Origin of the sequence: Levilactobacillus yonginensis (assembly GCF_003946265.1) — a bacterium.
Taxonomy (GTDB): Bacteria; Bacillota; Bacilli; order Lactobacillales; family Lactobacillaceae; genus Levilactobacillus; species Levilactobacillus yonginensis.
In genome coordinates, this window is the sequence record NZ_RHNO01000029.1 from 1 (window position 1) to 25,026 (window position 25,026).

General features: G+C 39.9%; 30 protein-coding genes and 1 pseudogene. 3 read left to right on the plus strand and 28 right to left on the minus strand.

Annotated elements, in window-relative coordinates; translation table 11 throughout:
* Positions 1-143 precede the first annotated feature (143 nt).
* On the minus strand, positions 144-587 hold the full coding sequence (locus EKM87_RS11030) for a hypothetical protein (protein WP_056949692.1): 444 nt from the start codon (positions 585-587) through the stop codon (positions 144-146).
* 262 nt (positions 588-849) lie between these two features.
* Between EKM87_RS11030 and EKM87_RS12680 the strand changes: the two genes are divergently transcribed.
* A complete protein-coding gene (locus EKM87_RS12680; protein ID WP_230083882.1) occupies positions 850-912 on the plus strand; it encodes a putative holin-like toxin in 63 nt (20 codons plus the stop codon).
* Between the two features lie 152 nt (positions 913-1,064).
* Here the strand turns inward: EKM87_RS12680 and EKM87_RS11040 are convergent, their stop codons facing one another.
* The 19 genes from EKM87_RS11040 to mobQ form a co-directional block, all read right to left on the minus strand.
* On the minus strand, positions 1,065-2,189 hold the full coding sequence (locus EKM87_RS11040) for an ArdC-like ssDNA-binding domain-containing protein (protein WP_125684746.1): 1,125 nt from the start codon (positions 2,187-2,189) through the stop codon (positions 1,065-1,067).
* Between the two features lie 2 nt (positions 2,190-2,191).
* Positions 2,192-2,407, minus strand: a complete 216-nt coding sequence (locus tag EKM87_RS11045; protein ID WP_125684748.1) for a hypothetical protein — start codon at positions 2,405-2,407, stop codon at positions 2,192-2,194.
* A 120-nt stretch (positions 2,408-2,527) separates the two neighbouring features.
* Positions 2,528-4,663 (minus strand): type IA DNA topoisomerase, encoded by a 2,136-nt coding sequence (gene topB / locus EKM87_RS11050; RefSeq protein WP_125684750.1) that lies wholly within the window; start codon positions 4,661-4,663, stop codon positions 2,528-2,530.
* A gap of 6 nt (positions 4,664-4,669) precedes the next feature.
* Positions 4,670-5,080 carry a hypothetical protein gene (locus tag EKM87_RS11055; RefSeq protein ID WP_125684752.1) on the minus strand — a complete coding sequence of 137 codons (411 nt, stop codon included), beginning with the start codon at positions 5,078-5,080 and terminating at the stop codon, positions 4,670-4,672.
* A 15-nt stretch (positions 5,081-5,095) separates the two neighbouring features.
* Complete coding sequence (locus EKM87_RS11060) at positions 5,096-5,935, minus strand: conjugal transfer protein TrbL family protein (RefSeq protein WP_064578783.1); 840 nt, start codon at positions 5,933-5,935, stop codon at positions 5,096-5,098.
* Between the two features lie 18 nt (positions 5,936-5,953).
* Entirely contained in the window at positions 5,954-6,343 is a 390-nt protein-coding gene (locus tag EKM87_RS11065) for a hypothetical protein (RefSeq protein ID WP_056988740.1), read from the minus strand.
* Between the two features lie 14 nt (positions 6,344-6,357).
* Positions 6,358-7,869, minus strand: a complete 1,512-nt coding sequence (locus EKM87_RS11070) for a VirD4-like conjugal transfer protein, CD1115 family (protein WP_063487323.1) — start codon at positions 7,867-7,869, stop codon at positions 6,358-6,360.
* Position 7,870: 1 nt separating this feature from the next.
* Complete coding sequence (locus EKM87_RS11075; protein WP_125684754.1) at positions 7,871-8,341, minus strand: conjugal transfer protein; 471 nt, start codon at positions 8,339-8,341, stop codon at positions 7,871-7,873.
* Positions 8,342-8,343: 2 nt separating this feature from the next.
* Entirely contained in the window at positions 8,344-8,712 is a 369-nt protein-coding gene (locus EKM87_RS11080; protein WP_125684756.1) for a thioredoxin domain-containing protein, read from the minus strand.
* On the minus strand, positions 8,699-9,316 hold the full coding sequence (locus EKM87_RS11085) for a SadB/YajI family lipoprotein (RefSeq protein ID WP_125684758.1): 618 nt from the start codon (positions 9,314-9,316) through the stop codon (positions 8,699-8,701). The genes EKM87_RS11080 and EKM87_RS11085 overlap by 14 nt, the downstream gene beginning before the upstream one ends.
* Before the next feature lie 14 nt (positions 9,317-9,330).
* Complete coding sequence (locus tag EKM87_RS11090; RefSeq protein WP_060417625.1) at positions 9,331-10,485, minus strand: phage tail tip lysozyme; 1,155 nt, start codon at positions 10,483-10,485, stop codon at positions 9,331-9,333.
* A complete protein-coding gene (locus tag EKM87_RS11095; RefSeq protein ID WP_125684760.1) occupies positions 10,486-11,904 on the minus strand; it encodes a type VII secretion protein EssB/YukC in 1,419 nt (472 codons plus the stop codon).
* On the minus strand, positions 11,897-13,912 hold the full coding sequence (locus EKM87_RS11100; protein ID WP_125684762.1) for a VirB4 family type IV secretion system protein: 2,016 nt from the start codon (positions 13,910-13,912) through the stop codon (positions 11,897-11,899). The genes EKM87_RS11095 and EKM87_RS11100 overlap by 8 nt, the downstream gene beginning before the upstream one ends.
* An 11-nt stretch (positions 13,913-13,923) precedes the next feature.
* Entirely contained in the window at positions 13,924-14,583 is a 660-nt protein-coding gene (trsD, locus tag EKM87_RS11105) for a TrsD/TraD family conjugative transfer protein (RefSeq protein WP_125684764.1), read from the minus strand.
* A complete protein-coding gene (locus tag EKM87_RS11110) occupies positions 14,552-14,914 on the minus strand; it encodes a hypothetical protein (RefSeq protein WP_035457693.1) in 363 nt (120 codons plus the stop codon). The genes trsD and EKM87_RS11110 overlap by 32 nt, the downstream gene beginning before the upstream one ends.
* A gap of 20 nt (positions 14,915-14,934) precedes the next feature.
* On the minus strand, positions 14,935-15,273 hold the full coding sequence (locus tag EKM87_RS11115) for a CagC family type IV secretion system protein (RefSeq protein ID WP_056986310.1): 339 nt from the start codon (positions 15,271-15,273) through the stop codon (positions 14,935-14,937).
* Between the two features lies 1 nt (position 15,274).
* A complete protein-coding gene (locus EKM87_RS11120) occupies positions 15,275-15,889 on the minus strand; it encodes a hypothetical protein (RefSeq protein WP_125684766.1) in 615 nt (204 codons plus the stop codon).
* A gap of 38 nt (positions 15,890-15,927) precedes the next feature.
* Positions 15,928-16,266, minus strand: a complete 339-nt coding sequence (locus tag EKM87_RS11125; RefSeq protein WP_125684768.1) for a hypothetical protein — start codon at positions 16,264-16,266, stop codon at positions 15,928-15,930.
* Between the two features lie 51 nt (positions 16,267-16,317).
* On the minus strand, positions 16,318-18,378 hold the full coding sequence (mobQ, locus tag EKM87_RS11130) for a MobQ family relaxase (protein WP_125684770.1): 2,061 nt from the start codon (positions 18,376-18,378) through the stop codon (positions 16,318-16,320).
* 271 nt (positions 18,379-18,649) lie between these two features.
* Between mobQ and EKM87_RS11135 the strand changes: the two genes are divergently transcribed.
* Both EKM87_RS11135 and EKM87_RS11140 read left to right on the plus strand, forming a co-directional pair.
* Positions 18,650-18,859, plus strand: coding sequence for a hypothetical protein (locus EKM87_RS11135; RefSeq protein ID WP_125684772.1), 210 nt, complete (start codon positions 18,650-18,652; stop codon positions 18,857-18,859).
* A 19-nt stretch (positions 18,860-18,878) separates the two neighbouring features.
* Positions 18,879-19,157, plus strand: coding sequence for a hypothetical protein (locus tag EKM87_RS11140; RefSeq protein WP_125684774.1), 279 nt, complete (start codon positions 18,879-18,881; stop codon positions 19,155-19,157).
* Positions 19,158-19,274: 117 nt separating this feature from the next.
* Here EKM87_RS11140 and EKM87_RS11145 read toward each other — a convergent pair whose 3' ends face one another.
* From EKM87_RS11145 to EKM87_RS11180, 8 genes and pseudogenes are all read right to left on the minus strand, one after another.
* Positions 19,275-20,027, minus strand: a complete 753-nt coding sequence (locus EKM87_RS11145; protein WP_125684776.1) for a Fic family protein — start codon at positions 20,025-20,027, stop codon at positions 19,275-19,277.
* 50 nt (positions 20,028-20,077) lie between these two features.
* The gene (locus tag EKM87_RS11150; protein WP_125684778.1) at positions 20,078-20,275 is read right to left on the minus strand and encodes a hypothetical protein; all 198 of its coding nucleotides are present in this window, start codon (positions 20,273-20,275) and stop codon (positions 20,078-20,080) included.
* A 149-nt stretch (positions 20,276-20,424) separates the two neighbouring features.
* Complete coding sequence (locus tag EKM87_RS11155) at positions 20,425-21,522, minus strand: replication initiator protein A (protein WP_125684786.1); 1,098 nt, start codon at positions 21,520-21,522, stop codon at positions 20,425-20,427.
* Between the two features lie 501 nt (positions 21,523-22,023).
* Positions 22,024-22,401 carry a hypothetical protein gene (locus EKM87_RS11160; RefSeq protein WP_125684780.1) on the minus strand — a complete coding sequence of 126 codons (378 nt, stop codon included), beginning with the start codon at positions 22,399-22,401 and terminating at the stop codon, positions 22,024-22,026.
* Between the two features lie 24 nt (positions 22,402-22,425).
* A complete protein-coding gene (locus tag EKM87_RS11165) occupies positions 22,426-22,665 on the minus strand; it encodes a hypothetical protein (RefSeq protein ID WP_010011603.1) in 240 nt (79 codons plus the stop codon).
* A gap of 71 nt (positions 22,666-22,736) precedes the next feature.
* Complete coding sequence (locus EKM87_RS11170) at positions 22,737-23,528, minus strand: ParA family protein (protein WP_125684782.1); 792 nt, start codon at positions 23,526-23,528, stop codon at positions 22,737-22,739.
* A gap of 134 nt (positions 23,529-23,662) precedes the next feature.
* Positions 23,663-23,836 (minus strand): annotated as a pseudogene (locus EKM87_RS11175) (recombinase family protein); the annotation flags it as partial.
* Between the two features lie 272 nt (positions 23,837-24,108).
* On the minus strand, positions 24,109-24,633 hold the full coding sequence (locus EKM87_RS11180; protein ID WP_125684784.1) for a hypothetical protein: 525 nt from the start codon (positions 24,631-24,633) through the stop codon (positions 24,109-24,111).
* Positions 24,634-25,026: the final 393 nt, after the last annotated feature.

The window sequence follows — 25,026 nt, forward strand, 5'->3', positions numbered from 1 at the left end:
CTAAAATAGTAGCCAACGGCTACTATAATGATATCCTGTTGAAAGTGGCGTCCTTTAAAGTAATTCATGCGCACAATTCCTCGTTTCTTGTCACTCAGTATACTAGAATGAAGTTGCCAGGCAAACTTTGCACCAGAGCCTCTTTATTTTCTATGGGGTAAATTTGCTTCTGATTTTTTAAGCCAACCATCAAAATCTTTTTTAGTACCCTCATAAACATCATATGCGTTTGGATATTTTTTTTGAAATTCACTCTTAAAATCTTCGAACGAATAATCATCTGGCAATGAATTTCTAACCTTTTCAAGTTTTTTATTAATCCCCTTAACCAGATTCCCCTTCTTTCCTTTACCTAAATAAATAGGCTTTCCATGACTGGTTACGCCTAATGCTTGAGCAGCACGAAACGCCGTTTCTTTCACTTTAAACACTGGGTCATTTATAGCAAGTCTAGCAAGTATATCTTTAGACTGCTTGCAATCATATTCTTTTAAAACATTTACAGCAGACAAACGTTCACGCCAACTGTTTTTATTATTTGCTTTCTTTTTCAACTCTTCAATGTTTCTTGGTGTTTCTTTTATCATAAATATCACTCCCACTTTAATGTCCAAGCAACTACATAGCTATTGCTTTTTAATCAAACAAATTTCAATCATTCTAAAGCAAAAAATACACACTGGTTACAAGAAATATTTCTTCCTATACAAGTTTTCTGTATAATAGACCAAGCAAGAAGTTTTAAGGGCGGTGGCTGTCTTTTCCCTTGCGAGGTGAGGCCCATGGGAACATGGAATAATCTTCAGAAAGGTTTCACAGTCAATGAGCGTCTTCCAGACACTCTCGTTGATGTTGCTGTTTGCAATGTTTATTTTGGCGTTGCTAACATACATCGACAAAAGGAACAAATAAAAAAGCCGCCCTGCGTAACTTTGGTCGGTTACAGGGCGACAATGTAGTTTTGTAATCTAGGCCACCGCCTTTAAAGCGGCTTGTATGGGAAGTCCTGTTCCAGCGGGGCTTCCTTTTTCTGTCTTTATTATAGCATGTCCCTTAAAAACTGGCTAACGTTTTAGGCTTTGATCAGGTTCAGAATCTGGTTGTTTAATTTCTGGATTCTGTTTAGCAAATGCTTTCAGTTGTTTTTGAGTTCGATCACTAATTTCTTGGTGCACATCGTTTAACTGATTTTTTAATTGCGCTTTTTGTTGTGGACTAGTTGTTTGTTGAATTTGTTGTTGCAAGCCTTGATAGGACTTATTAAGATCATGGGCTGATAGCTTTTTTAGATCATGCTCAGGCTCTTTTTGGGCTTCTTGTAAGCCTAATTGTTTGGTTAACCCGTCACTAAGCTCAATCACTTTGTTACTAACTTGCTGAATTTCACTTAAAGCGCTATGGATCACGGCTTTATCTTTCGCCCAGGTAGCCACATAACCGAGTGAATAGTTACTGGTATCAACGCCAATATTTTGCATGGCAACATAGGCGACCGCTTCGGCCTGGGTTTCCTGATAGGCTCGTGGCCGATCTTTGAAGGCTGATTTTAAGCCGTGTAGCTGGCTATGCGCATATTCGTGATATAACGTCTTCAGTTTTAAGGCGTTGTCCGGTTCATCACCGCCAATGACGATTTCATTAGTGTTGGGTTGAAAATAGCCTTTAGCGCCACCAAGTTCTGACAGACTTTTTTCACTGACTTTAATATCAGTATTGTTATTCAAATAATCTTTGAGTTCATTGTACAGGTTAGTAACATTTTTATGATCCACTAAATTTTCTTTGACAAAATCTTTAGCACTTAGGACTGGTTCGCCGCTTGTCTGTGATATGTCAAATACTGGAATATAGCGATAACCAACTATGGCTTTTTCTTCAGTCGTATCAAGTCTTTTCTGATCCTCTGGAGTTAGTTTTTTAATAATGGGAGCCGCAATCCTGATCCCTTTTTCTCCTTTATTTACTGATCGTTTAAAATCAGTCTGCCATTTTTTAAAGCCCGCAACTTGACCAGCGTTTGGATTTTGAGAATAGATAAGGTCAATATTACGCTGGCTATACCGGTGGAACTTTGCTACGGTATTAAGATAACTTTTAAATTTTTCACTATCAGTTAGTTTTAAAATTTCTTTTTCGGCATTTTCGACAAGCTGCCTTTTCCATTTTTCAGTTTCAACTTTACTTGGCATGATTAACCCTCCTCGGCGTCTACAAACTCTACAGAATTATCAATTTGGGGTAACTTGATAGATTGTGTGCCGTAAAGTGCTAAATATTCGGCCTTCTTTTTTTGCCACGCAACTTGAATATATTTGCCATTACCCGCAACTTCTGATAGGTACTTATAACTGCTTTTATCCGTCAAAATAGGTAATTCGCTTGCTAATGCTTCCAGTTCATTTTTCATGATATATCCTCCTTCTTTTACAATTACACTCGTTGGTTAGGTTCACTTTTTGGTTTTTGAGAAGTAAACCTAAATGACGGGTTCACCAACCGGAACAACGTGAAGGGCGGTAGGCAGGTTCTAATCAAAATCAAAACTTAATTTATGGCCGTCAAGCTTTAACTTGGCGTCAAACGACTTCCCCTTTTTGCTCTTGAAACCCTTTAATTTGCTGGTTTCACCCTTGGTAACTAACGCTTTAATTGCGGTCTTCCCGAGCGTCTTGCTACTCCATTTCTTAGGTAAGGTAAAATCTTCACCTTGCTTGGGCTTCACAATGTAAAACTTCTGTTTATTTAAAACGGTCGCTTGCGGTGTTTCTAAGAAAACTTCGGCGGCTTTTTGCGCTTGCTGTTGGTGATCGATTTGTTGCTTAATGGCTGCACTGCCAGTCAATTGCGTGGGAACATCAGCGATCAACTTTGCCACGAACTTTTTGATTTGGCTCAAAAAGTTATCCGGGGTGCGTTCTTCGGTACTGATTTGCTGTAACGCTTGCTCCCATTTAGCTGTCATTTCTGGACTAGTTAGCAAGGGTTCGAGTTCGACTGCTTTACATAAAGTGATTCCGGCTTCACTGACGTGCAACTTATTCTTTTCAGTAACTAAGTAGCCGCGTGTCTTTAACACTTCCAGCACATTGGCCCGGGTCGCACTTGTCCCAATGCCTTGCACATCTTTGAGAATCGCCTGGGCTTCTTCGTCATCAAGCGTTTTGCCGGCGGTTTTCATGGCCGTAATTAGGGTACCTTCGGTAAAGGGTACCGGTGGGGTCGTTTCTTTTTGCGGCGTTTGCAGATTTGCTTGAACTTGGTCGCCTTGGTGAACGATCGGTAGGGTGGCTGCCTCTTGCTGGTCGACTTTGTGATCATCAAATAAAACTTGCCAACCTTGCTTAGTTGGGACCTTACCCGTTGCTTTAAAATTGGCGTCGCCAACTTGGGTAATAATGATGGTTTCTTCATACTCGTAAGGATCAGCAAACATCGCTAACGTCGTTCTTAAAACCAAATCATAGACCTGTTGCTGTAATTTAGGTAAGGCAGCTAATTGATCTTTAGTCGGGACGACTTTAGTCATGATAATGGCGTAGTGTTCTTCAACTTTTTTTCCATTAACATAACGCTGGTTTGGTGTGGTATTGGTTAAAGAGACTTGCGTAGAGACTAACCCCAGATACTTCGTCAGATTAGCCACTAAATAATCAAATTCTTCATCAGTGATATAAGCACAATCGGTTCGGGGATAGCTAAGAAATTTAGCTTCGTATAAACTCTGAATGGCCGCTAAGGTTTGGCTGGCACTGGCATGATACCGTTTGTTCATGGCACTTTGCAGACTGGATAGCGAGAATAGTTGGGGACTGGCACTCTTTTTAGCCTGCTTTTGCACGTCCTTGATTAAACCGCCCTGTGAACCTTTCTGAACGTGTTTAGCTTGCATGAATGTCATTAGCCCTGTTTCATCTTTAAACTGCTGATAGGGGTCTAATTTTGCGACGAATTTTTGCTGATTGGCTAAAATTTCCGCATTTAGTTCAAAATAGGGTTCCGGCTTAAAGTTTTTGATTGCCTGGTCTCTTTGATAGACCATATATAAGGTTGGCGTCTGTACTCGACCAATCGAATACACCCCGCGTACCCCGTTTTGTCTTAATAACAAAGTATATAAAGGACTGCCATTCATACCAATTAACCAGTCACTAATTTGACGGGTTTGGGCTTCTTTATAAGCCAAATAGTCTTTGTGCCAATCACCAAGATTTTTAAAGCCGGTAATAATCGCGTCTTTTTCTAGGCTATTCAACCAAAGGCGCTTAATCGTTTTCGACTTAACATCAATATGCGCTTGGTTCATGATCGACCACGCGATATTTGACCCTTCTCGACCACTATCGGTGGCGACAATAATGGTATCGGCTTTCGTTAACAGGTCTTTGACGATCCCGTATTGATCCTTTTTACTAGCTGACACTTCAAACTTGTATTTATCAGGGAAAATCGGTAAATTAGATAGGGCCCATTGCTGGTATTTCTGATCGTATTTATCCGGTGTGGCTAGTTCAACTAAATGTCCGAGACCATACGTGACAAGCGTATTATCGGGCAAAACAGGGTCGCTAACCGTATAGTAACCCTGTTTTTTTGTGCTCTTTTGAAAGGCTTGGACGTATGAACGGGCTTGACTGGGTTTTTCAGCTAAGATAACAGTGGTCATGTTCGTTCACTCCTTGTGATTCAATTTTTGATCTAATTCTGTTTTGCCTTGTTCAGCCGACTTTAACCATTCTTGCCGGCGTAATGCTTGTTGTTGCTCTATCGATTGTTGCTTCAAATAATGTTGATACCGGTTGATGGCTTTGAGATCTGCATAGGCTGACCAACGGAATAATAAGCCACCCAGCAGTAAAACTAAGGCCATTAGCGCAGTTCCTAAAAAATCGGTATGGTTCGCCGTGAAAAGCTCTTGGTATAAATCCATTAACATGAGGTAAATTCCCATCAAATAGAAGATCATACTAACTAAGGTATCAAAATAGTAAGACAGCTTAGTCCGCCGGGAAGGTGTTGTAAAAGGGTCGGTTCGCATATCCTTTTTGGCTTTTTCCAATAACCAGTGTGCGATTTTTTTCATAACTATTTCTCCCTCCTAGTGGCTACGGAAATAATTTTGAAACATTCTCATGGCACCCATACCAGCACTCTTAGTCACACCAGTTGAAGCCCAAAAGTCTTTAACGGCGTCAGGTGTCTTGACCACCAGAAAACCGAATCCGATTGAAGCAATAAAAGCAATAAACCCGTATTTAGCCATATTAGTGAAACACCATACTGATAATGACATACAAAGCACCTGGCTAATAATGGAGGCATTGTAATAAATATACTTCTTCCACCACGTGCCACTATAATCAAAGCTTTCAGTCGCCATGCTCATTGCAGCTAAAGGAATTGTCAGGTTATACCAAGCCATATCAGCCACAAACACACACATCTTGATAAAGAACACGACGGTTACGACAGTGAAGATTAGCAGAAACAAAATCTGTAAGGGTAGCGAAATGCCAACATCTTTTAGCCCAGGAACTTTATTCATGCCGGTAATTGATTTAGCAGTGAATTTCTGATCAGAACTAAACATATACTTTAGCAGGGGCAAGGTAATTGAACCTTGAATAAAGCCCTGTAAAAACACGAAAACCGGAATCACGGCCGCTGATTTAATCCCGTCCATGATGATATTAGCCCAAGTAACATCGGTACTTTCATCTGCCTCTTTTAGAATTGTCATCACAATGCGGCCAAGGACGACCACAACGACTAACGATGTCGCAAAGGACAGGAAGATGGCATACCACGTTTTAACAATTGGCAAGCTTTGATTGGCTTGGTCAATAATGGCCTGGCAGATGTTGAATAAACCGTCCAACAAACCAGATAATGCCCATTCAAAAAAGTGTGTAATAGCTGATTGAATGATATTTGTCATTTTAAATCCCTCCTTTGTCTATTTGGGAATAAGTGAGACTGTACCAGTATCACTTTTAGCTAGTGTGTTAATTGGTGTTAGTTTATATTTGTCTGATTGCTTCTTAATCTTAAACAGTCGTGTTTCTGTGCTACCTGAAACACTATTTTTACCAATGAACTTAATTTGTTCATTGCCCTTGCTTTCAAGCAACTTGTACTCATACACTTCACTAAATCCCGCTTGGGTAAGTGTTAGATTGCTTTTTGAAAACTTTGCAGTAGCGGCCATACCATTATCTTTGCTAGAAGCAAACGTCCACTGGTGACTTTGCAAATCCTGTGCTGTAGACTTCCCACAAGCGGTAAGACCAACAACAATCAGCAACACTGTCATCACAGCGATTATATATTTCCGATATTTTTTCATTAATATGTCCTCCATTATCCAAGCATCTTCTTATGTCTAGACTCTAATTCTTGATCGATATTGTCCTGCAATTTGTCTTCTTCGTCATCGGTTGTTTGATCGTCTTTTTTTGCTTGGTGTTGTGCTTTAACCGTCTGATTCCACTTATCTACCTTATTCTTAAAGTTGGTTTCTTGGCTGGCTTCTGGTTGGCCTTGATACTCATTCTGTGACAAGTTAACCAAATGATCAGCCCCTGGAAATAGTTTAAATTGGAACGCTTTTGTAGCTTTGACCGGCCGTGCATTACTAAAGATTAATAAGCTCTGATCTTCGGGCATACGCATAATTTCATCGGGCGTCATGAGCGAACGGCTCGTATAGCTGTAACTATCGCTCTTGCTGTGGCTTTCTTCCTTGCTATGACTGGTACTCTCACTACCGGTTTCCACTTTTACGGTCGATTTACCTAACAAATCACTAAAGTATTTAGCGGTCACGTCATTAGCGGCATTCAAGCAAATTTTAACCGCATGATTACCTAAGATACTTTCGGCTTTATCCTTGCCATACAAAGCTTGGAGCTGGGTTAAGGTCTGACAAATGGTCGTCACGCCAATACCGTACCCCCGACAGGTAGCTAAAAATTCTTCATATTTTGGGAATTTTCCTAAGTTGACAAATTCATCAAGGATAAAGTCGACTTGGTGGGGCAATTTAGCGTGATGATCGGCGGCTAATTTGTATAATTCATCAAACAATTGTGAGAAAAACAGATTGATGAAGCTTTCATAAGTGTTATCCATGACGGGGATAATTACATATAGAACAACTTTGGCGTTGCCAATCTCTTTTAAATCAAAATCTGAAAAGCTGGTAAAATCGGCCACTTCTTTGTCGACGAACTTCGAAATGGTCGCCAACAGGCTTTCAATAATGCTGGCTTTCATTTCCCCTTTGGCCTTTTTGAAACCTAACTCATAAGCGCGTCTCGCTGGATCAGACATGGTTAGATCAAGAAATAAGGTGTCTAACGGACTATCTGCACCCTTTTCCTCGGCTTCCACATCGTTTTCTTGTAAGACTTGCGTTACGCCCGCCAAATTTCGTTGCTCTGGTGACCGGTGGTTCATGACAAACAGGATTAGTGCCTTCAAAAGTTGCCGTTGGGTACTGAACCACACGTCTTTTTTACCTTCGGCATTTTCACTCTGGACGATCTTTGTTGCCACGGTTTCAGCTTGAATATCCCGTTGAATATAATCAAAAGGATTGTAGCGATCACTATGCGCCATGTTTGCAAAGTTGACGACATGCACTTGATAACCCTGGGCTAACTTAATACCGGCTGTTTTTTCGTATAATTCACCTTTCGGATCAGTTACGACAATGCTGTTCTCCGTTTCATTAAACAAGTTGGTAATGACGACTGACTGGGTCTTATACGATCCTGGGCCCCCAACCACAAAGATATTCCGGTTTGGTTTGGTGCTGTTATTCTGGTAAACAATCCGTTTATCCACGATCCCTAAAATTGTCCCATTCATGTTAATCTGCCCCCTTCGCTGACTTTTCTCGATCCACTAATGATTTGAGAATTTCTGACTTGGTACTCTTGTTAAATGCTGTGGTGAGGTCTTTGGCATTGATACTAAAGTAATGGTCACTCAACTCTTTTAGATCACCCCAGGTCGCACTCCCGTGGGTTTCAGTGTCCGCAGTTTCCCACGCTTTATGTTTGCTATTTCGTTTCAAGGCAAAATAGATGGTGTATAGGATCACGGCGACACTGACAATAATTAGTACTGGGTTCTTTTGGCCCAAATACAAGTTGTAATAATGCCAGGGGTGTAAAGCTAATTGTTTTAACACCGTTGGCATATGATCCGCAAAAGTTAGTTTATAGCGCGACAAGGCCATGACTGCTCCGGCTAAAATCTCCGCTAAATACAAGCCAATGATTAGCGTTAGTAGATACGGCCAACTAGCTTTAATCACAGCTATGCTTCTATCTTTCATTTCTAATCACCTACGATTCGTTTAATTTGCGACTGCTTGGTACCAACATACCGTTGATTGCCACTAATCAAGGTTGGCACCGCCGTTAGCTGATATTTTTGAATGTAATGCCGATTCTGCGGTTGATTCATATTAATCAAAATGATGTTGTGACTGATGACGTTATGCCAATAAATCTGGTGGAAAATAGCTTGGCAATCCGGGCAATCATCACGGTAAAAGAACAGAACTTTATCAGAATGCTTAGCCAGCGTCACGATTGATCGCTGCTTTTCTACGTGATTGACATATTGATGACCAGCAAACCCGCTAACGGCTAAAACCACCACGATTACCGCTAGGGCTTTACCAACGCGTTTAATTAAGGTCACTGGCTTTAAAACTACTACCTAAATTTTGTACCGCGGTGATTCGATCCGTGGTGGTATCGAAAGTCACTTGATAAAGTACCGTCGCCTTTTGCCAGTCGTTGTCGCCACTCTTACTTTCGTAACTGACAACGGCCAAGCCTTTCATATTTTGCCCCTGCTTACTTTGCGTATACAGGTTCAGTTGATTTAACTTAGCTGAAACACTATTGCTATCACCATACGTGCCCTTATTTGAAAAGTATTGCTGATATAGCTTGTCGGAAATCAAGTCTTTCACGCCATCTTTACGCTGTCCGTAGGTCTTGGGCTTAAAGTTGTTCATGACCTTAAAGAACTTGGTGACTACCGTATTAAAGCTAAGTTCAGCCTGACTTTTGTCTTTATTATTTTGGTAGGTCTTATAACTGTCAATTTGGGTGCTCAATAACTGCTTTTGTTGGTTGGTTTTAGTCAATTGCTGGTTAACTTGGCGCTTCTGTTTTTGTAGCCGACTAATCTGTTGTTGCGCCTGATTAACTTGGCTATGTTGATAGGCATTCGTTCCTAATGACATAATTAAGATCAAACTACCAAGTGCAATACTTAAAACCACGCTACGCTTCATTTGTTGGTTCCTCCTTACTTCTTGATTGGCCGGGCTAACGTTACATCGCTACCACTTAGTAAGCTATAAAAGGCGGTGCCAAAGGTGCTTTCGTTAACCTTGTCGCCTACGCCACCTTGTTCAATGATTTTGGTGGCTTTGCCTTGCCATTTGCCTAGCAGAATGGCAGTATGGCCGTTGTTTCCGGCTCCCGCACCTTGATTGACGATGACAATATCGCCGGCTTTCGCGTCATTTTCACTGATCTGTTTCAGATATTGATGGCTGCCTTTGGCGTCACTGGCCATCGTGCCGGTAAACCAGCCCATGTTGGCCGGTACCTTGTAACCAGCTTTATTAAGCGCTAACCAGACAAAGCCTGAACAATCAGTTCCACCAGTTTTGCTGGGATTCTTTAAATCACTGCCTAAATTGGGGCTGGGGTGGGTTTGAACATAGTAGAAATCGCCTTTCATACTTTCTGCGTTTTTAACGATACTACCGCCGGAATAGCTCGGGTCACTATCACAACCTAGATCGGTCAGATCGCCGGAACTCGCATTGTCTAACGTATTACCGGCCACGGGATCACTCGCCCCGAACACGGAATACCAGTGATCGGCATAACCGTATCTTTGGCTTAAATACCATTGTTCCGGGTTCTTGCTCATGCCTTCATAATCCATTAACCAGGCTTTCGTCGCTTTGTGCACGTCCGTATATTTAAAGATCTGCTTGTTTGACGCATAGTAACTACTGTTCAATTCTTGATCGAGATAGTCCAACTGAACCCCGAGATTGGTCGCTGGTTTGTTTTCTTTATGGGCTAAGTCCTCCAACTTATCTTTTCGGCCGCCTAACCACTGGGCTAAGCCCGTGGCCCCGGAGCTTGAATTGACGGACTTAGGATCAAGGCGACTTTCTAGTTGTAAGACGCCCAAGATACCGGCTGCCGCTTGTGGCGTTGCACCATACTTCTGTTTCCAGTGCGCATAGATATTTTTGGCATTTTCCGTCATGCTCTTACTATCTAATTGTGTTTCTGTAGTGGTTGAGTTATCACAACTGTTTTCTTGCAATTGACCAGTAAGCGCGGCAATTAGCAAGATGATTAGCAGAAGGGCGCCACCCACAATATAAGCAATCAATTTCCACTTCTTTTTCTTATATTCAAATGACAATACCTGCATTTAATCACCCACTTTGTGCTTGGCATGATCGACTTGTTTTTGCGCTGCTGATTGGTCACTCTGCGCGTTCTTTAAGTCCGACTTAGCCGAATCCACCTTCTTATCTTTATCCTTATCTTTACTGCCATCAATCTTGTTGGCGTCATCTAACTTCTTTTGGGCGTCACTAACTTCGTTCTTAGCGGCATTGAGGCTTAATAGCGCTTTGAGATACTTGGCTTTAGGGCTGTTCACCCCAGCTAATTTGGTTTGGACGGTCTGGGCGTCTTGCGTATCGTTATGGGCTAGGAAGGCTTGTCCCATTCTCAATAAAACATCAGCGTTCGTCGTAAAGGATAATTGGTTATTGAGCGTATTGGTATCGTAGTTAACGATGGCTTTTTCAAGTTTCAACTGGTCTTTTTGCTTGCTTGTCGCCTTAGTTGGCAATTCCCACTTGGCAACCTGCCCGCTATCCTTGTTGGCATAAGCCGTGTTGACAACCTTATTCAACTGGCTTGGGTCAACCTTTAAGGCTTGCTGATACTGTTTGTGTTTTAAGAATGTTTGAACTTGACTGTTCTTGCTATAACCAGCTTTCTGCATAGCCTTTTTTGCTTTCGACCATTGGTGATTGTTTAAAGCTGTCTGAATTTGGTTATTGTACTTTAAACGAGTAACTTGGACTTGGTTCTGGTTAGCTAAGCTTTGATACTTTCGTTCGTCACTTTTATGGACTAAGCCGACGGCCAAAACGGCCACAATCGCCACCCCGGCCATACTCAACCATAAACGTTGTTTGGTTTTCTGCTGGGCCGTTTCAACTTCCTGCCATTCGTGATAGCTCACAAAGTCCTCAATGCCGTTAACCACTTCCGTTAACTCATTTAACGACGTAGCTTTAGCTACTTGTTGTAAATAGTCGTCCGGGTGTTTAGCTAGGGCTTCTTTAGGATTGCTTAGTAGCCGTTCATAGGGCGTCCCCGTCAAGCAAAATAGAATCAGCGCTTTGTATTTGGCTAAATTGCTATGTTTGTCATCATAAGGCATGAGTTCATTGGCGCGATAGGCGTACCAAACATGTTGCATGGGGTAATACCACAGATTAGCTGGATTTAACGCAATATGATACTGGCTATCAGCAACCACCTTTTGCGCCATGATTTCTTTCGCAATGGCCGCCCGGATTGCCTTATTCTCATGTGGTAATTCCTTTAATGACCTGACCTTATCTGGCAACGTATAAGTTAAAACGACCTTTTGGTCTTGCTCAACCACGTTAACCAACTGCAAGAAATTGGCATCAGCTTGCTTTAATTCGTTTAGCTCACTCAACTGGTCATATCGAAACTGATTGTGATTGAGTTCGAGAATTAACTTGTTCCCTTGTCGCTTGAACGTCCCGACCTCGATATTCAATAGCTGATTTGATTTACTCATTTAAAGTCCCTCCTTCCTCCTCGGTAGTGGTCAAGGCGTCAATCTCACTAGGTGTTAAGACCACGCGCTTTTGATAATCCGGTTGAATGGCTGTCTCACGGTTGTATTTTTCTTGGTAAGCTTCTGGGTCGATTAGTCGTAATTCTTCTTCGGTCAATTCGACGCGCATAAAGGCGCGTTGGCTACCATAGATCATCAGGGCTTCGCCTTGTCTACGACGTTCTAGTAGCTTCTTTTCTTTATCCGAGAACGTCATACGCAACTTAGTAATCACATCATCAACGCCTTTACCGTCAAGACCAAAGAACACTTTGGTGTAGGAGTTCCCAATAATGGCTTCACCAATGTTCTGCCCGGTATCAGTTGTTCCCTCAATCACATCTTGAATTTGCTGCGTTCCGGCAATGGCCCCGGCATTGTATTTTCTAAAACGTTTGTATGCTTGATGGAAAAAGGTGGCGGCCGCTTTATGCAAGGTCAAAAAGTGAAATTCATCGACAAACAATTTCTTGCGGCTATGCCGATCCTTGGTGATTTCGTCCCACAAATACTGGAAGGTATTCAGATAAGCCGCTGATTGGACTTCCTGTTCACTTTGTAGTGGTTTTAGATCAAAAGAAATGATTTTTCCCTTTAGGTTAACGTTGGTGTGCCCGTCAAATAGGCTGTTAGAACCATGGGTATAGCTGCCTAAGATATAGTAAAAATCTTTGACCCGATTAAATTTGTCTTCATCTTTATCAGCCAGTTTCTCCAATTCGTCATAAACATTGGATAAGGTCGGCCACTGATCGTCTTTAATCTCTTTTAAGCGGCTGTATTTCAAAACACCACTGTTGACATAGGCCTGTTTAACCACATCATCAAGAATTGCCAGCTCAACTTGGGTAATCCCGGTTTTAAGGACTTCAAAGAACCCTTTTAATCGCTGAATTTTATCTTTAACTAGTAAATCAAGGTTCATGACCGCTTCATCAGCGCTTAGGATTTCTTCAGAAAAAATTTGTAGCGGGTTAATTTTGTACTTAGCATTAGAAGTTAAGTGCAAGACTGCCCCACCTAGGGCTTCGACAATTTTGGTATATTCATTTTCTGGATCAATAATGTAGAGCTGATAGTCTTGAATGGCATAGCGTAAAATTTTTTGGATCATATAGGTAGTCTTGCCGACCCCTGAGGTCCCGATAATCACTTGATTTTGATTTAGGGTCTTGTTGCGATCCAACATATCTACAGCAATTAAGCTGTTGGTATCTTTGTTAACCCCTTCAATATCAGATCTAGGCTTCAAGTCCAAAATCTCCGCGTCGTCAAAGGGAAACATACTGCTGGCGACTTCGGTATTACTTTCTTTATAGGTGTAATCACCTAATAGATTCTCGTTAATTGGCATGGTTGACCAAAATGCTTGGAAAGTCGCTTTAACGGGCACTAAGGGCTTCATCTGTAGCTTAATCAAGGTGTTCTTGACGTTCTCGGTTAAGTCATCTAGTTCTGCTAAACTGTTAGCTCGTAGATAAATGAGCATATGTTGGTACACAAATGTGGTAGAATTATCAAGGTATTTATCTAGCTGCATGTTGGCTGAATCAATATAATTTTGCAGAATCTTCTTTTTATACGGGTCGAACGTATTTAACTTCTGCGCTTCCTTATTTTGAATCGTCTTCTTGTAATAGGTAATCATTGAATTGTTACTGGCGCTGTCGATATATTGCACAATATCGATAACGCCTTTTTTGCGCTTCAATTCTGATAACCAATTGCCATACACCCTCTTAGGATAGTCAGCGATCGCTAACACCCGAATAAAATTCTCACCCGACTGGACGTAGGTGGGGTACTGTTCCCAGCTAAACGGGAATAGTGAATGCAAGCTATCGCGATCAATCAGCTTGGTAAAGTCTTCAACCTCCGGTTTTTGTTTATTAACCGCTGGTTCACTATTTTGCTGACTTTCTTTCTTGGTTGGCATGAACAAATCAATGACTTTATCACCAAAATTCATTTTGTTTCCCCCTATCCATTAAAATTGATCAAGTTCTTTAAAATCTCTTGGACTTCTTGACTAGTCAACACTTTGGCCGTCACATCAAAATCCGTTAACGCATTTTCAATGTCTCGTTTAACCTGTTCGATCTTTTCGTCTAAATGAGTGACCGCTAGGTTTAAGCTCTTAACACTTTTGTCTTTAATTGGCACCTTAACGATTAGCAGATGTTGCTTAGTTGTCATGTTTTTGGATTCTTGGACTTTAGTAAAGTGATCCAAGTAACTGGCTATGAGCTGGATTTTGAACTGTTGCTCCGGGTGGCCTTTTTGTAAGGCGAGATACCGCCGTTTGAGACCATTGAGATAAGCCGTCATATTGACGGGAATCGTTGGCTCTAAGAACTGTAACGTGTCATCAACGCCTTCACCTAAGGTACTCATGAGAAACGCGCCATAGTCCTCAAAAACGTCCTGTTGTTCGGTTTCATTAAGTAGATCAAGGTTGATCCCACTAACTTCCAAAATGCCAACGAGATTACCGGTTTTGGTAACTTCGTAATTACCATACATACCCACCACCAAGCTCATGTCATCAATGGTCTCTTTGCCACCATTGATTTTAGGCGGTTGGTAATTCCAATCGAGTTTCGCTGATTTATTGGCGGTTTTGCTCTTCTTCAAACGCATTTAGTTCACCTCGCTTCTTCGGTTTTAAATAAAACAGTTTCTGACCATTGGCATAGTGGCGTTTCAACTTAAAGTTATCCCGCACTTTAATATTCTTCCGCGCCGCAACTGGCCTAATTGTTAAAATAGCCATGACAATCGTCATGGCTAAGACAACAATCACTATTTTTATCAGGACTAAGATCAGACCATAGGGTGGGATCGCAATAAAAATTAAGCCCACTAGTCCTGCCAGCGCCGCATAGCCAAAATCCTTCAAGGTGTAGTCTTTCCAGATCCCGTAATCTTTATCTACGTTCTCTGGGAAGATAAATTCTTTTCCTTTCTTCATTTGGCAGGCTCCTTTTTAAATTAAGTGAATAGGCTGTAAACCCAAGGTAATAGCCAGATAATGGCTGCCGCTAAGGCCACTAAACCAGCCACCCGACCAACCGCGTGATAAACTTCTGATTTCTCTCGCGGATCATCTGCGTCAGGCATTCTTTTGATAATAATAAATAGCGCGACACAAATCCCAACTAAAACGACCAAACCAGTTAAAATACCTTGAATCGTCTTACCAGCGCTGGTTAGCTTGCTTTTAACTTCGCCACCGTCCGCCGCCAAAACAACCTGGGCGTTCATTAAGCCCAAATAAATCGCAGTAGCTCCAGTAGTTGCTAGCGCTTTCATTTTTCTGTATTTTGACATGTTATTCCTCCTTCCTATCGTCTTCTGATGTTCGTAATTGAATTTGTTCTGCCTGCGTTTCTTCTGGCTCACGCTGATAGAACTTGTTCAATTGTTCCTCGGCAATGTGCTGGCTTGGTAATGGGTCGGTGGCTAATCTGACGTGGCCATTTTCACTCGTGGCTAAGTAATACTCCTTTTCTGACTGACCTAGCTCTTGGGTCTCTAAGACATGCACATTATGTTCATAACGGCCTAAGGCGTTATCAACTTCTAAGCCATAGAAGCCTAAGAAACCTTCTAAGAAGCTCTCACCAAAAAAGGTCATTTCGTTTTTGATCTGCTTATATTGATGGGTCGGTTTATCACTTACCAATTTTTCGGTCTTTTTAGCATTTTGACTGTCTTGATGGCGATTAAACCAGCCCCTAAGTTTTAATGGCGGAGTTTTTAGCTGACGTTTAATGGTCTTCTTAATCATTGCTCGACGAACTTCATCGATTGGCTGGCCATCTTGATCTAAAATTGCTTGTAACTGTTTTGGATCAGTCAATGCTTGGTCATCATCAACCACAATCGCCTTTTGATCATCATGAACTAGCTTGCCATTAATGCCTTGCCAGCTTTCTACTTTCATTGAATCACCTCCTTATGTTGTTTGTTGGGTTAGAAATATTAAACAACTAGCTTTCCCCTAACCCGCCCGGTAAAATGGATTATTAGGAGGGTGACACCTAGAAGGTGTATTTCTAGGTGCTGATCCCCGTTAGCAACTCTACTGCTGACGAGGACGCCCTCTTTTTTTATGTGGTTTTTAACCCACTCTATCCCTTCATCAGATATTAATTTATTGGTACCTGAACCAAGCAAAAATTGATCAGGGAACTCTGGATGTCGTTTGATCCAGTTGCTGACATAATTTCGGCCACGCCCCAGCTTATGATTAGCTTGCGTTAGGCTGTACCATTCCTGATTGCCTGTCACATGTAAGTTCTCCTTTCCTAATTTAGTCATAGTTTAACACTAAAAGGTGTAGCTTACACCATTTATTTTTTTACATTTAGATTACAAGTGCATGCCCCCATCTTCATGCCGGTTCCGGGTTTGGTGTTGCCGTTGCTTTTTCGTCATTTCCCACTCGGTCTCCTTTAGCCCACGTAGTTGCTGCTTTCTTAGATAGTCCGTGTTCTTCGCATATAAAATGGTTATTAAGGCTTCGTCAAAAATATTAGTCAGGTAGTTTTTCGGGCTAGTTGGGTGGTAATTAATGGCCTGATAGTCCTTAACTTGAGCTTGCTTATATTGATCAAACCGTGTTGTCTGTTGTTTCAAACGGGCTTGCACCATTTCAATTTGTTTGTGATCCAACTTAGGATCTTGGCCACATTCGCCGATAAACAGTTGCCGGGTGCCATCATGTTTTAAGACCCGTTGCAGTCGATGATCCTGAATATCTTTTAATTCCATTTTACCTAACAGGTAATTCAAACCAGCTTGGTGTTGCTGACTAGTAAAGACTACCGGTGGCTGCTGTTGCAATTGACTAAGATCATCGGCGCTTAATGGCTTTAATTCTGGGTCATAGTAAACCACAGCGGTATAGATTTGCTCCTTATCAATCGTCTCTAGCTTATCCAGGTCACTGTCCGGAAAAGCAGTCGTTAGAATGCTGTTGTATTGGGTTTGCACTACGGCTTTAACTTCCCGCATGACCCGTAAATTTTTCACCGCTTTAGAAATGAATTCGAGTTCGTTAGGTTGATAAGCGGCTAGCATGCCCCGATCAGTATGCTTCAAATCGTCTAACTGGTGACCATGTTTGGCTAGTACCGTGGTTAATTGCTTCTCAATTGTTTGGGCCTGCTGATTAACTAACTGCCAGCTGGTATATGGCCGCTTGGTAAACGTCAATAATTGCTGGGTTAATAAGTCGTTTCGAATATTCATTAAACGTTCGTTTAATTCACTGCCTTTGAAAATCATTTGTTCACTATTAGTTTCTTTAATCAGTTCCCGTCGTTCAGCTGCGGTTGTCTGTTCAAAATTAAGTTCCGGATAAAGCTTTTTCGTTGCTCGTTCCACCACTTTATTTAACAACTGGTTAGCTTGTGCTAGTGATGTCGTTTGCTGGTCAATAGTCAGCAGTTGCTTGGTTACATCTTCACCAATGGCATGTTTGATTAATAAGCTGTTTTTCCAATTAAATAGCATGCGCTGTTTATCGTCTAAATGTTCTAAATCGACATAGGTTTTCAATTGCTGACTTAGATGACTAATTGTGTGTTTTTCAGAGAACGATAGCTCGTCAGTTAACGCATCAAAATGTTCATGATTTCTTATCTTTTCGTCAAGATTATGATATTTAGCTTGAGCGTTTCTTTGCGCTCTAACTTGTTGATTAAATGCTTTTCGATTTTTTCTTTGGCTGTTAATGCCTTCGTGTTGGGTAGGTGTCTCTTGAATCCCTTGATCGACAAACGATTTTTCACTGATCCGATCCGGAATATTTTTTTGTGCTAAGAACTGATTAACACTCAATGCCCAATTATGCCGCCACTCATTAATTTTTTCCTTTTTATCCCAATCAACCAACCAAATTTTTCTTTGTTTTGGAAACCCGCTTTTGGTTAAAAGTTGCTTGCCATTTTCATCTTTAATGTACTGCGTCTTTGCTTTTAATCCCCAACTACCATCGGGGTTAAATGGGCGATTGGTTAACATCACATGTGCATGCGGATTGTCTGGGTGATCGCGATGAATTGCTACGTCAGCTACCATACCTTGATCGACAAAATTTTCTTGCACATATTTTGTCAGTAATTCTTTCTGTTCGGATTCACTTAATTCTACCGGTAAAGCCACGTTAAATTCTTTTGCATACCGTGAGTTTGATTTACGATCTTTCTTTTCAACTTCATTCCATAATTGTTCTCGATTACTGGCCCATGCTGGTGCGTTTTTTGGGGCTAAAATAAAGCTTTCTGGCATAACCGAGCGGGCATAAAAATAGTGGCGGCCTTCTTGATTATCAAATAATTTTTCACCACTTCTATAGGCGGCGCTGGCAATGGCACTGCGTCCTTTACCAGCACTAATATTACTAAAATTCATATGAAATATTGCCATGTTAGTCACCTCTTTACTTTGATTCTATGGGCTTGACTTTGTTGTCGCCATCGGCGACTTCTGATACAGGATTTTGGGGGTTAGCACAACATAGAATTTATTCTATGTGTAAGTGCGCATTGACCTCGTTCCACTCGGCCTGCTGATTCTCCTGAATTCACTTTTAGTGTATGCCTTCCGCTTCGCTATTTCAACTTTTATCCTTTGACTTAACGTTCTCTGTATGATATAGTGTCCGTGATTATTTTTTAATATGATTGGAGGGATTGTTATGTCTCAAAGTAACTTAGAAAAACAAGAAGCTAAATTAAAACAGCTTAATCAAAAGATTAAAGCTGAAAAAAATAAGATTGAACAAAACCTCGGTAAGCAAATCATTAGATCGGCCAACTTAGATTATGCAACACTGACCACTCCACAGATTAAAATGATTGCTAAAAAAGTTGTCGCCTTTTTAAATCAAGCTCAAAATAACCAATAATAGTTAGGTGGTAATGACTATGCCTAATCAATATGAAAAATTAGTTGAGCAACAAGCGCGTTTAAAACAAAAAATTGAGCGGGAAGATTTTAAATTACGGCAATCTAAATACTACGAAAATCGGCAAGCACGCAAAGCCCGTTCTCGCCGATTAATTCAAAAAGGGGCTTTGCTCGAAAAATACTTTCAAGCTGATAATCTCTCGGTTGAACAAACCGAAGAGCTTTTAAACATATTTGCTGACTATGTTAACGCCCATAAACCAAATAAACTCAAAAACGATCAACCTAATAACTAGGCCGATCGTTTTTATTTTCAGGATTATTTTTTGGCTTAACTTCTAGATTGTTTTTAGCAAAGTCTTTGAGATGGTTTTGGGTTCTCTTACTAATCTCGTCTTCAACTAATTTAAGTTCTAATTTATCCGTTTTTTTAGTTGCTTGTACATCTGGTTCAATTCATTAGCACTTAATTTTTTGTTTGCTCGAATTTGTAATCCTTGAATACCATTATCATATGTCCACTGTTTAATTTTAGTCATGTCATTAGTCTGATAATAATTGGCAATTAGTTCGTTCCATTGATCCCACTTATCTAATGGCACATTGATTAAGCCTGCACCACCGTCAATCATAATTTTATTGGCACTTAAAGTTGCCGTCCTTTTGTTTCCGTCCCAAAAGATTTGTTGGCGCATATTATGATACATGACAGTCAATGCTTTATCAGTAATCGTCATTCGTGGATCAGCCAAGATTTTTTGTAAAAAGGATTGTTCTTGTTTTTCGTTAATTAAAGGTGGTTCAAAAAAGTCTTCACTACCTAAATCAACTCCTCCTTTCCCTTGCCGTAATTCTCCCGGTACTAAGGCGTCTTCCGCTGCCACAATCTTGTTGATTTGTTTTTCCATGGTTAACGTTAAAGGGGAATTTTGAGCAGTGATATATTGCCACCCACGCTTTAAATTAACAATCGTCAAAACATCTTCAACAGGTACTCCTGCTACGCTCATACCGTCCATAATAGTTTGTGTTTGTGGCAAAGTGGTATTAACGCCTTCAAAACGAGCATTAGTATGCACTAACTTGGTAAAGTTTGCTCGGGCAAACCGTTGGTTTTCTGCAGCTGTGAATTTATACTTGTCCATATATGTTCGAGTTTTAGCCATATTTTGTGCCTCCTTTCTATTTCAGTCACTGATTATTTGACCTGTCCATGTTAAATCACAAAATGCTTTTCGTTGATAATTTGCTCTTGGCGCTTATCTAAGAGGTAAGTGTGTAATGCGTCAAACAGCTTGCGTTTATCAGGATCTGGATTATGGGCTGCTTGCTCCCAAATGCCTTGAATATCGACTGCCCATGGGTCAGCCAGCAATTGCTCAATTGTTTCGACTTCTTTGCTGGATTTGGCCATTTAAAAAGTTCCTTTCACATTCCCTTAGTTCAGTCATCGGCAATTCAGCCACTCAAGGTGCCTATTTTTGCTTCTAAGCGATTTTAAAACGATTTTAATATAATTATGCATGTAACACTTAAAACGGCTTAAATGAGTCCATGTGACGTTTAATTCCAAGAACGCCCATTGTCAGTGTTCTGTTCTTCGGGGTTTTTAGCCGCATATTCTCTAGCCGCTTGTTTATTCCACCAAATCCCAAATAGGTTTTGCATGGTGCCGTATAAGTAGTTCTCCACGTTCTTGATATGCTTCTCATTGCTTCTTAGGGCGTTAAAGTAGCGTCTTAAGGCTTTAGTCATCAAAGGTTTTAGTTCTTCGTCGTCAAGCGGGATTATGACGCCAATATCTTGATGATCCTTTTCAACTCGGTACTTAGCATTTAAGATAATGCCAATGAAGCGCCGCATTTGTTGCGGAGTTCGGCACCAAAAACTAAGTAGTTGCACAGCTTCTGGTTCTAAGAAAACGGGTAAGCCACTATCTTCATCAGTTAAGAAATCATTAGCATGGTTCACCAAATCCTTGTTTTGCTTTTCTAGTTCTGCTGGTGAGAATTGGGCTGTGGAAAAGTCCAACTTTTGAGTATCTATATTATATCTATTAGTATCTAAATTATTAGTATAGTCTAGATTGTGACTCTTTTTGACACTTTCGCGTGTATCAAGGGTTTGTGGTTTATCTTTAACGAACTTCCGCGAAGGTTCCGTTTTGACACTTTCGCGTGTATCAAGGGTTTTAACGAACTTACGCGAAGGTTCCGTTTTGACACTTTCGCGTGTACCAAGGGTTCGTGGCTCTTGTTGCCGAGATTTTGTATAAATGTCTGTTGCCGTAACTTCTAAATCTGCTAAATACAATCTATTTGGTTCATTTTTACCAGTTTTGGGATTAAAGTGCATGGCTTTCTGAAATAATAATCCTTGGTTTTCAAGTTCATTTTTTACCCTAATCACTTTCTTTTTTGACCAGCCCATAAGATCTGTTAGTTCTTGATTTGTAAAAATGAAATAAACCCGGTTATCTTCATCAACCCAGTTGTTTTTCAATGAATAATCTAGTCTATCGTGTAAAATCATATATCCTAATTTTGCACTATCACTTAATGTCTTATATTGAGATCCATAAATTAAAACCTGTGGGAATTGGAAAAAACGAGTTGCATAAGCTTTTTCCGACTCAATAAAATTGAAATTAGTTTGATTCATTATAAAACTTCCCTTCTCAACTGACACATACTGTCTCGAAAGAGAGTTGCTAAAACATTCGACTTGCATTACAATACAAATCTGATATGCTTTAACTGAATTACAAAGCCTCACGGCTAAATGAATGCTTTGTAATTTACCAGCATGTGTCTGTTTGTGAGTTGCCCAGTCGGCAACTTTTTTAAGTTCTAACAACAAAAAATGGACTAAATAGCTCTGGTTAGCTACTTAGTCCATTGACTTTAATTTGTTTTTAACTATCCTTAACTTGTCCTTGGGGACTGGTTTGCGGTATAATTAACCTACAAATTAAGAACAATGTTCAGTCGATTTTAACTTGGCGGTGAAAATCGACTGAACCTAAGTAGCTGCCTTATAGCTACTTGCTAAACCCAAAATCCCTGATTCCTCGTGAATCGGGGATTTTTCTGTTTAGCTTGATCTCTTTATTCGGTTGTTAAATTAGTTTTAGTCTAGCATAGTGCTTACCAAGCGGCAACTTTATTTGGTCTTGTATACTTTGCCAGCTTTTGGTTGAAACCAGTAAGCGATAGAAGATAACAGTAAATATTCGAAAAGTAAAAATGCTTCGGGGTGTTTAAGAAAATTTCCATCAAAAACACTGAAAATCATGAGCATAAGTAACCCGCAAAAATACGTGATAAACAGAGACATTATCTGTAAAATTCTTACGACAATACGACGGTTACCGCTGATTCTTTCAAATAATAGCTGTAACCAATACTGCATTGGAAATAACCACTGTCGAATAAAAAAGCGGTCATCTACCAGGTGATTTTTTGCAATTCCAATGGCTGGGACTATCCAAAAGATAATAAGGCTGGCAAACAAAAATATAACACTTATTGAAATTCCCATAACGACTCCCCCCTTAAAGTGACATCACATATTTTTTATAAGCTCATTTAAAAATTTGGAGGCAGACTTAAAATTATGTTCTTTGGCCAGACCGTCAAGTCTTTTGCGTGCGCTAGGTTGAAGTGAAAAGGTATAGTTCTTAGTACGTTCCTCTTCATCTTTAAAAACAGGAATAACAAGTTTATCTTTAGTATCAGTTGGCTGTTCTGTTTCATTTTTTTGTAGTGCCTTTTTTATGTTTTTATTCTCTGGATCGAATGCCATAGGTAGTCCTCCTTTATAATTTACACGCACACGTATTGAGTATACATGTGATTGATACGTGTACGAAATATTTATACTTTTTCCGTGATTTCATTAAATGTTTTGTCCATACTGTCGAAAAATTCATGTTGATCAATATATGTTTTGTGGTCTTCAGCCATTTTTGAAAGAGATTTTTTATCCAACGTTGAACGATTGAATAGCTCCTTTTCTGGAACTGTAGCCAATACACTGGGATCGCCTTTTAAGGCTTTTAATAACTCGCGAGATGATCTTGTGTTGTGTTTAATCATGTTGGCGATAAAAAATAATTTGGTCGTGACATAAGATTTTCTAGTAGAGTAATCAATGGCTTCTTTGCGTAACTCGTTAATTCTTTCTTCTAGGTTAAATTTTGCATTATACCCATGTTCACTGGGCGTGATTGGACTAAGAATAGCATTACTGATGATGACTGCATTTTTGGTAGCAGTAGAAAAATCTGGGTGGCAATCTAAAATAATATACTCAAATTTTCCTAAATTTAAACGTTCATAATTATCTGACAACCACATGTAGAGGAACATGTTTTTGTTAGTCTTATTTTCAATGGTACGCTCAATATCGTCAAGGTGCATATCTCCGGCAATTATACTAATATAAGCACTTATTTCATGTATTTTGACTTTCCCTCGATCTAAGAAAATGTTGCCAACGGTGTCTTGATTGTCGTAAATGTTGTAAGTCTGGGTTAAATTACTTTGGTGGTCTAAGTCAATAAATAAAACATGCTTGCCATTTTTTGCTAACCACTCACCATAATTAAAAGCTAGGGTAGTTTTGCCAACGCCGCCTTTTATAGCTGAAAATGTAATAATTTCCATTAGTGTCCCTCCTCATACATGCTAAGTAAGCTTAATAAATATCACTACATGTATAATAACGCATAGCACATATATTTGCAAATGATACATATGTTTTATATTCATGAATAATTAGCATGTGCTAGCTAAGTGTCCTATCTCTTGATATTAAGTTTTTTACGATATCGAATAAAAGTTGTCCTCTTGATCCCTGTATTTCGGTCCACATCAATGTCACTCATGCCTGCCTGATAAAGCTTAAAGTCATGTTGTAAGTGCGGATCGTCTTGGGTATATTGGGAGTTGCGGTCATGATACTTTCCTTGCTGAAGTAGTTTATGTTCTAATTGTATTTGTGTAAGTTTTTGGTTGGCCCTTACTTAAATAAAAATATAAACTCTGTCATAGCTTTTGTCTTCTCGTGTACGGGGGAAGAACGGGTCACTTTCAAATTGAGCAAAGGCACAATATAAATATCAATTGCCTAACGGCTGTATGATCAATCAAGAGTAACTTTTATTTTTAGTGTGAATTGTTCTAGTAACAGTAATTAAAAAACAAAAAAGTGTGACATAACCTTAAGCTACATCACACTTGGCGATTAGATATGCAGGGACCTTTCCAGTTCAGTTAACTCTTTAGAATTTTGCGAGTTAGGAAAGCAATGTATACTTTCTGGTATGAAAGTATACTTGTAGTCGTCTGTTTCAATTGAAATTTCAGAAATCAGTTTTAAATTATCTTCGATTTCTTCTGTATTGTTAGGCTCAATATTAGATAACTCTGGTATTTCAACTTGAACAGGACAAGCAGATAGAGAAACCAAATTAAACTTATTTGATGTTAAATACTTTGTTGAAAAGTCTAATAAACTCCAATCACCATTTGAATAATATAATGTAGCCATGTGGAAAGAATCATTTGTACTATCATAATGACCGATTTCTTGGGTTTGCTTGTTTTTAAAAATGAGTGACCCATATAAAGGGTAAGCTACCTGTCTTTCCGCTTTTTTCCAAAGCAAATCACTGCTGAGACTAGCCCATAATACACAGGTGTCTTGTTTTGGTATTTGGGTTACGTCAAAAGCATGTTCAAGCTTTTCTGTTATATTGTCAAAATTCATATTTAACAATCTCTTTTCATACTTTAGATATAGTCTTATTTGTGAGCTACTTACCAAGTAGAGGCTATCTTCAATTTAGAGTAAAAATATTATGGTATTAATTCTTCCTCGATTTAAAATTGAAGTGCAACACCTGCTCTACTAGACCAGTTCTTTATTCAGACTAGTCAAAAAGGCCATGAAGACCTATTCTTAATTCACCACAAACAAGAAAGAGGTATCTTCATGACCCGAATTAAGAATATCATATCTAATCAGTATCACCAACTCAATTTAGCGAGAGCGTAAAATATCTTGTGTAAATGCATAAAAGATTTCTGAATTGTATAGAAATAGGGAATGCCTTCCCTTATGATATTTAGTAACCACAGAAAACATCACAGGAGGCATTCC

Excerpts from the sequence above, each read along its gene's own strand:
- EKM87_RS11170 (WP_125684782.1), bottom strand. The coding sequence starts at position 23,528 with ATGGAAATTATTACATTTTCAGCTATAAAAGGCGGCGTTGGCAAAACT.
- mobQ (WP_125684770.1), bottom strand. The coding sequence starts at position 18,378 with ATGGCAATATTTCATATGAATTTTAGTAATATTAGTGCTGGTAAAGGA.
- EKM87_RS11085 (WP_125684758.1), bottom strand. The coding sequence starts at position 9,316 with ATGAAGCGTAGCGTGGTTTTAAGTATTGCACTTGGTAGTTTGATCTTA.
- EKM87_RS11100 (WP_125684762.1), bottom strand. The coding sequence starts at position 13,912 with ATGAATTTTGGTGATAAAGTCATTGATTTGTTCATGCCAACCAAGAAA.
- EKM87_RS11060 (WP_064578783.1), bottom strand. The coding sequence starts at position 5,935 with ATGACAAATATCATTCAATCAGCTATTACACACTTTTTTGAATGGGCA.
- EKM87_RS11165 (WP_010011603.1), bottom strand. The coding sequence starts at position 22,665 with ATGGCATTCGATCCAGAGAATAAAAACATAAAAAAGGCACTACAAAAA.
- EKM87_RS11065 (WP_056988740.1), bottom strand. The coding sequence starts at position 6,343 with ATGAAAAAATATCGGAAATATATAATCGCTGTGATGACAGTGTTGCTG.
- EKM87_RS11160 (WP_125684780.1), bottom strand. The coding sequence starts at position 22,401 with ATGGGAATTTCAATAAGTGTTATATTTTTGTTTGCCAGCCTTATTATC.
- trsD (WP_125684764.1), bottom strand. The coding sequence starts at position 14,583 with ATGCGTTTGAAGAAGAGCAAAACCGCCAATAAATCAGCGAAACTCGAT.
- EKM87_RS11055 (WP_125684752.1), bottom strand. The coding sequence starts at position 5,080 with ATGAAAAAAATCGCACACTGGTTATTGGAAAAAGCCAAAAAGGATATG.
- EKM87_RS11030 (WP_056949692.1), bottom strand. The coding sequence starts at position 587 with ATGATAAAAGAAACACCAAGAAACATTGAAGAGTTGAAAAAGAAAGCA.
- EKM87_RS11090 (WP_060417625.1), bottom strand. The coding sequence starts at position 10,485 with ATGCAGGTATTGTCATTTGAATATAAGAAAAAGAAGTGGAAATTGATT.
- EKM87_RS11070 (WP_063487323.1), bottom strand. The coding sequence starts at position 7,869 with ATGAATGGGACAATTTTAGGGATCGTGGATAAACGGATTGTTTACCAG.
- EKM87_RS11075 (WP_125684754.1), bottom strand. The coding sequence starts at position 8,341 with ATGAAAGATAGAAGCATAGCTGTGATTAAAGCTAGTTGGCCGTATCTA.
- EKM87_RS11180 (WP_125684784.1), bottom strand. The coding sequence starts at position 24,633 with ATGAATTTTGACAATATAACAGAAAAGCTTGAACATGCTTTTGACGTA.
- EKM87_RS11120 (WP_125684766.1), bottom strand. The coding sequence starts at position 15,889 with ATGAAAGTAGAAAGCTGGCAAGGCATTAATGGCAAGCTAGTTCATGAT.
- EKM87_RS11150 (WP_125684778.1), bottom strand. The coding sequence starts at position 20,275 with ATGGCCAAATCCAGCAAAGAAGTCGAAACAATTGAGCAATTGCTGGCT.
- EKM87_RS11110 (WP_035457693.1), bottom strand. The coding sequence starts at position 14,914 with ATGAAGAAAGGAAAAGAATTTATCTTCCCAGAGAACGTAGATAAAGAT.
- EKM87_RS11045 (WP_125684748.1), bottom strand. The coding sequence starts at position 2,407 with ATGAAAAATGAACTGGAAGCATTAGCAAGCGAATTACCTATTTTGACG.
- EKM87_RS11155 (WP_125684786.1), bottom strand. The coding sequence starts at position 21,522 with ATGAATCAAACTAATTTCAATTTTATTGAGTCGGAAAAAGCTTATGCA.
- EKM87_RS11140 (WP_125684774.1), top strand. The coding sequence starts at position 18,879 with ATGCCTAATCAATATGAAAAATTAGTTGAGCAACAAGCGCGTTTAAAA.
- EKM87_RS11135 (WP_125684772.1), top strand. The coding sequence starts at position 18,650 with ATGTCTCAAAGTAACTTAGAAAAACAAGAAGCTAAATTAAAACAGCTT.
- EKM87_RS11095 (WP_125684760.1), bottom strand. The coding sequence starts at position 11,904 with ATGAGTAAATCAAATCAGCTATTGAATATCGAGGTCGGGACGTTCAAG.
- EKM87_RS11145 (WP_125684776.1), bottom strand. The coding sequence starts at position 20,027 with ATGGCTAAAACTCGAACATATATGGACAAGTATAAATTCACAGCTGCA.
- topB (WP_125684750.1), bottom strand. The coding sequence starts at position 4,663 with ATGACCACTGTTATCTTAGCTGAAAAACCCAGTCAAGCCCGTTCATAC.
- EKM87_RS11125 (WP_125684768.1), bottom strand. The coding sequence starts at position 16,266 with ATGACTAAATTAGGAAAGGAGAACTTACATGTGACAGGCAATCAGGAA.
- EKM87_RS11040 (WP_125684746.1), bottom strand. The coding sequence starts at position 2,189 with ATGCCAAGTAAAGTTGAAACTGAAAAATGGAAAAGGCAGCTTGTCGAA.
- EKM87_RS11115 (WP_056986310.1), bottom strand. The coding sequence starts at position 15,273 with ATGTCAAAATACAGAAAAATGAAAGCGCTAGCAACTACTGGAGCTACT.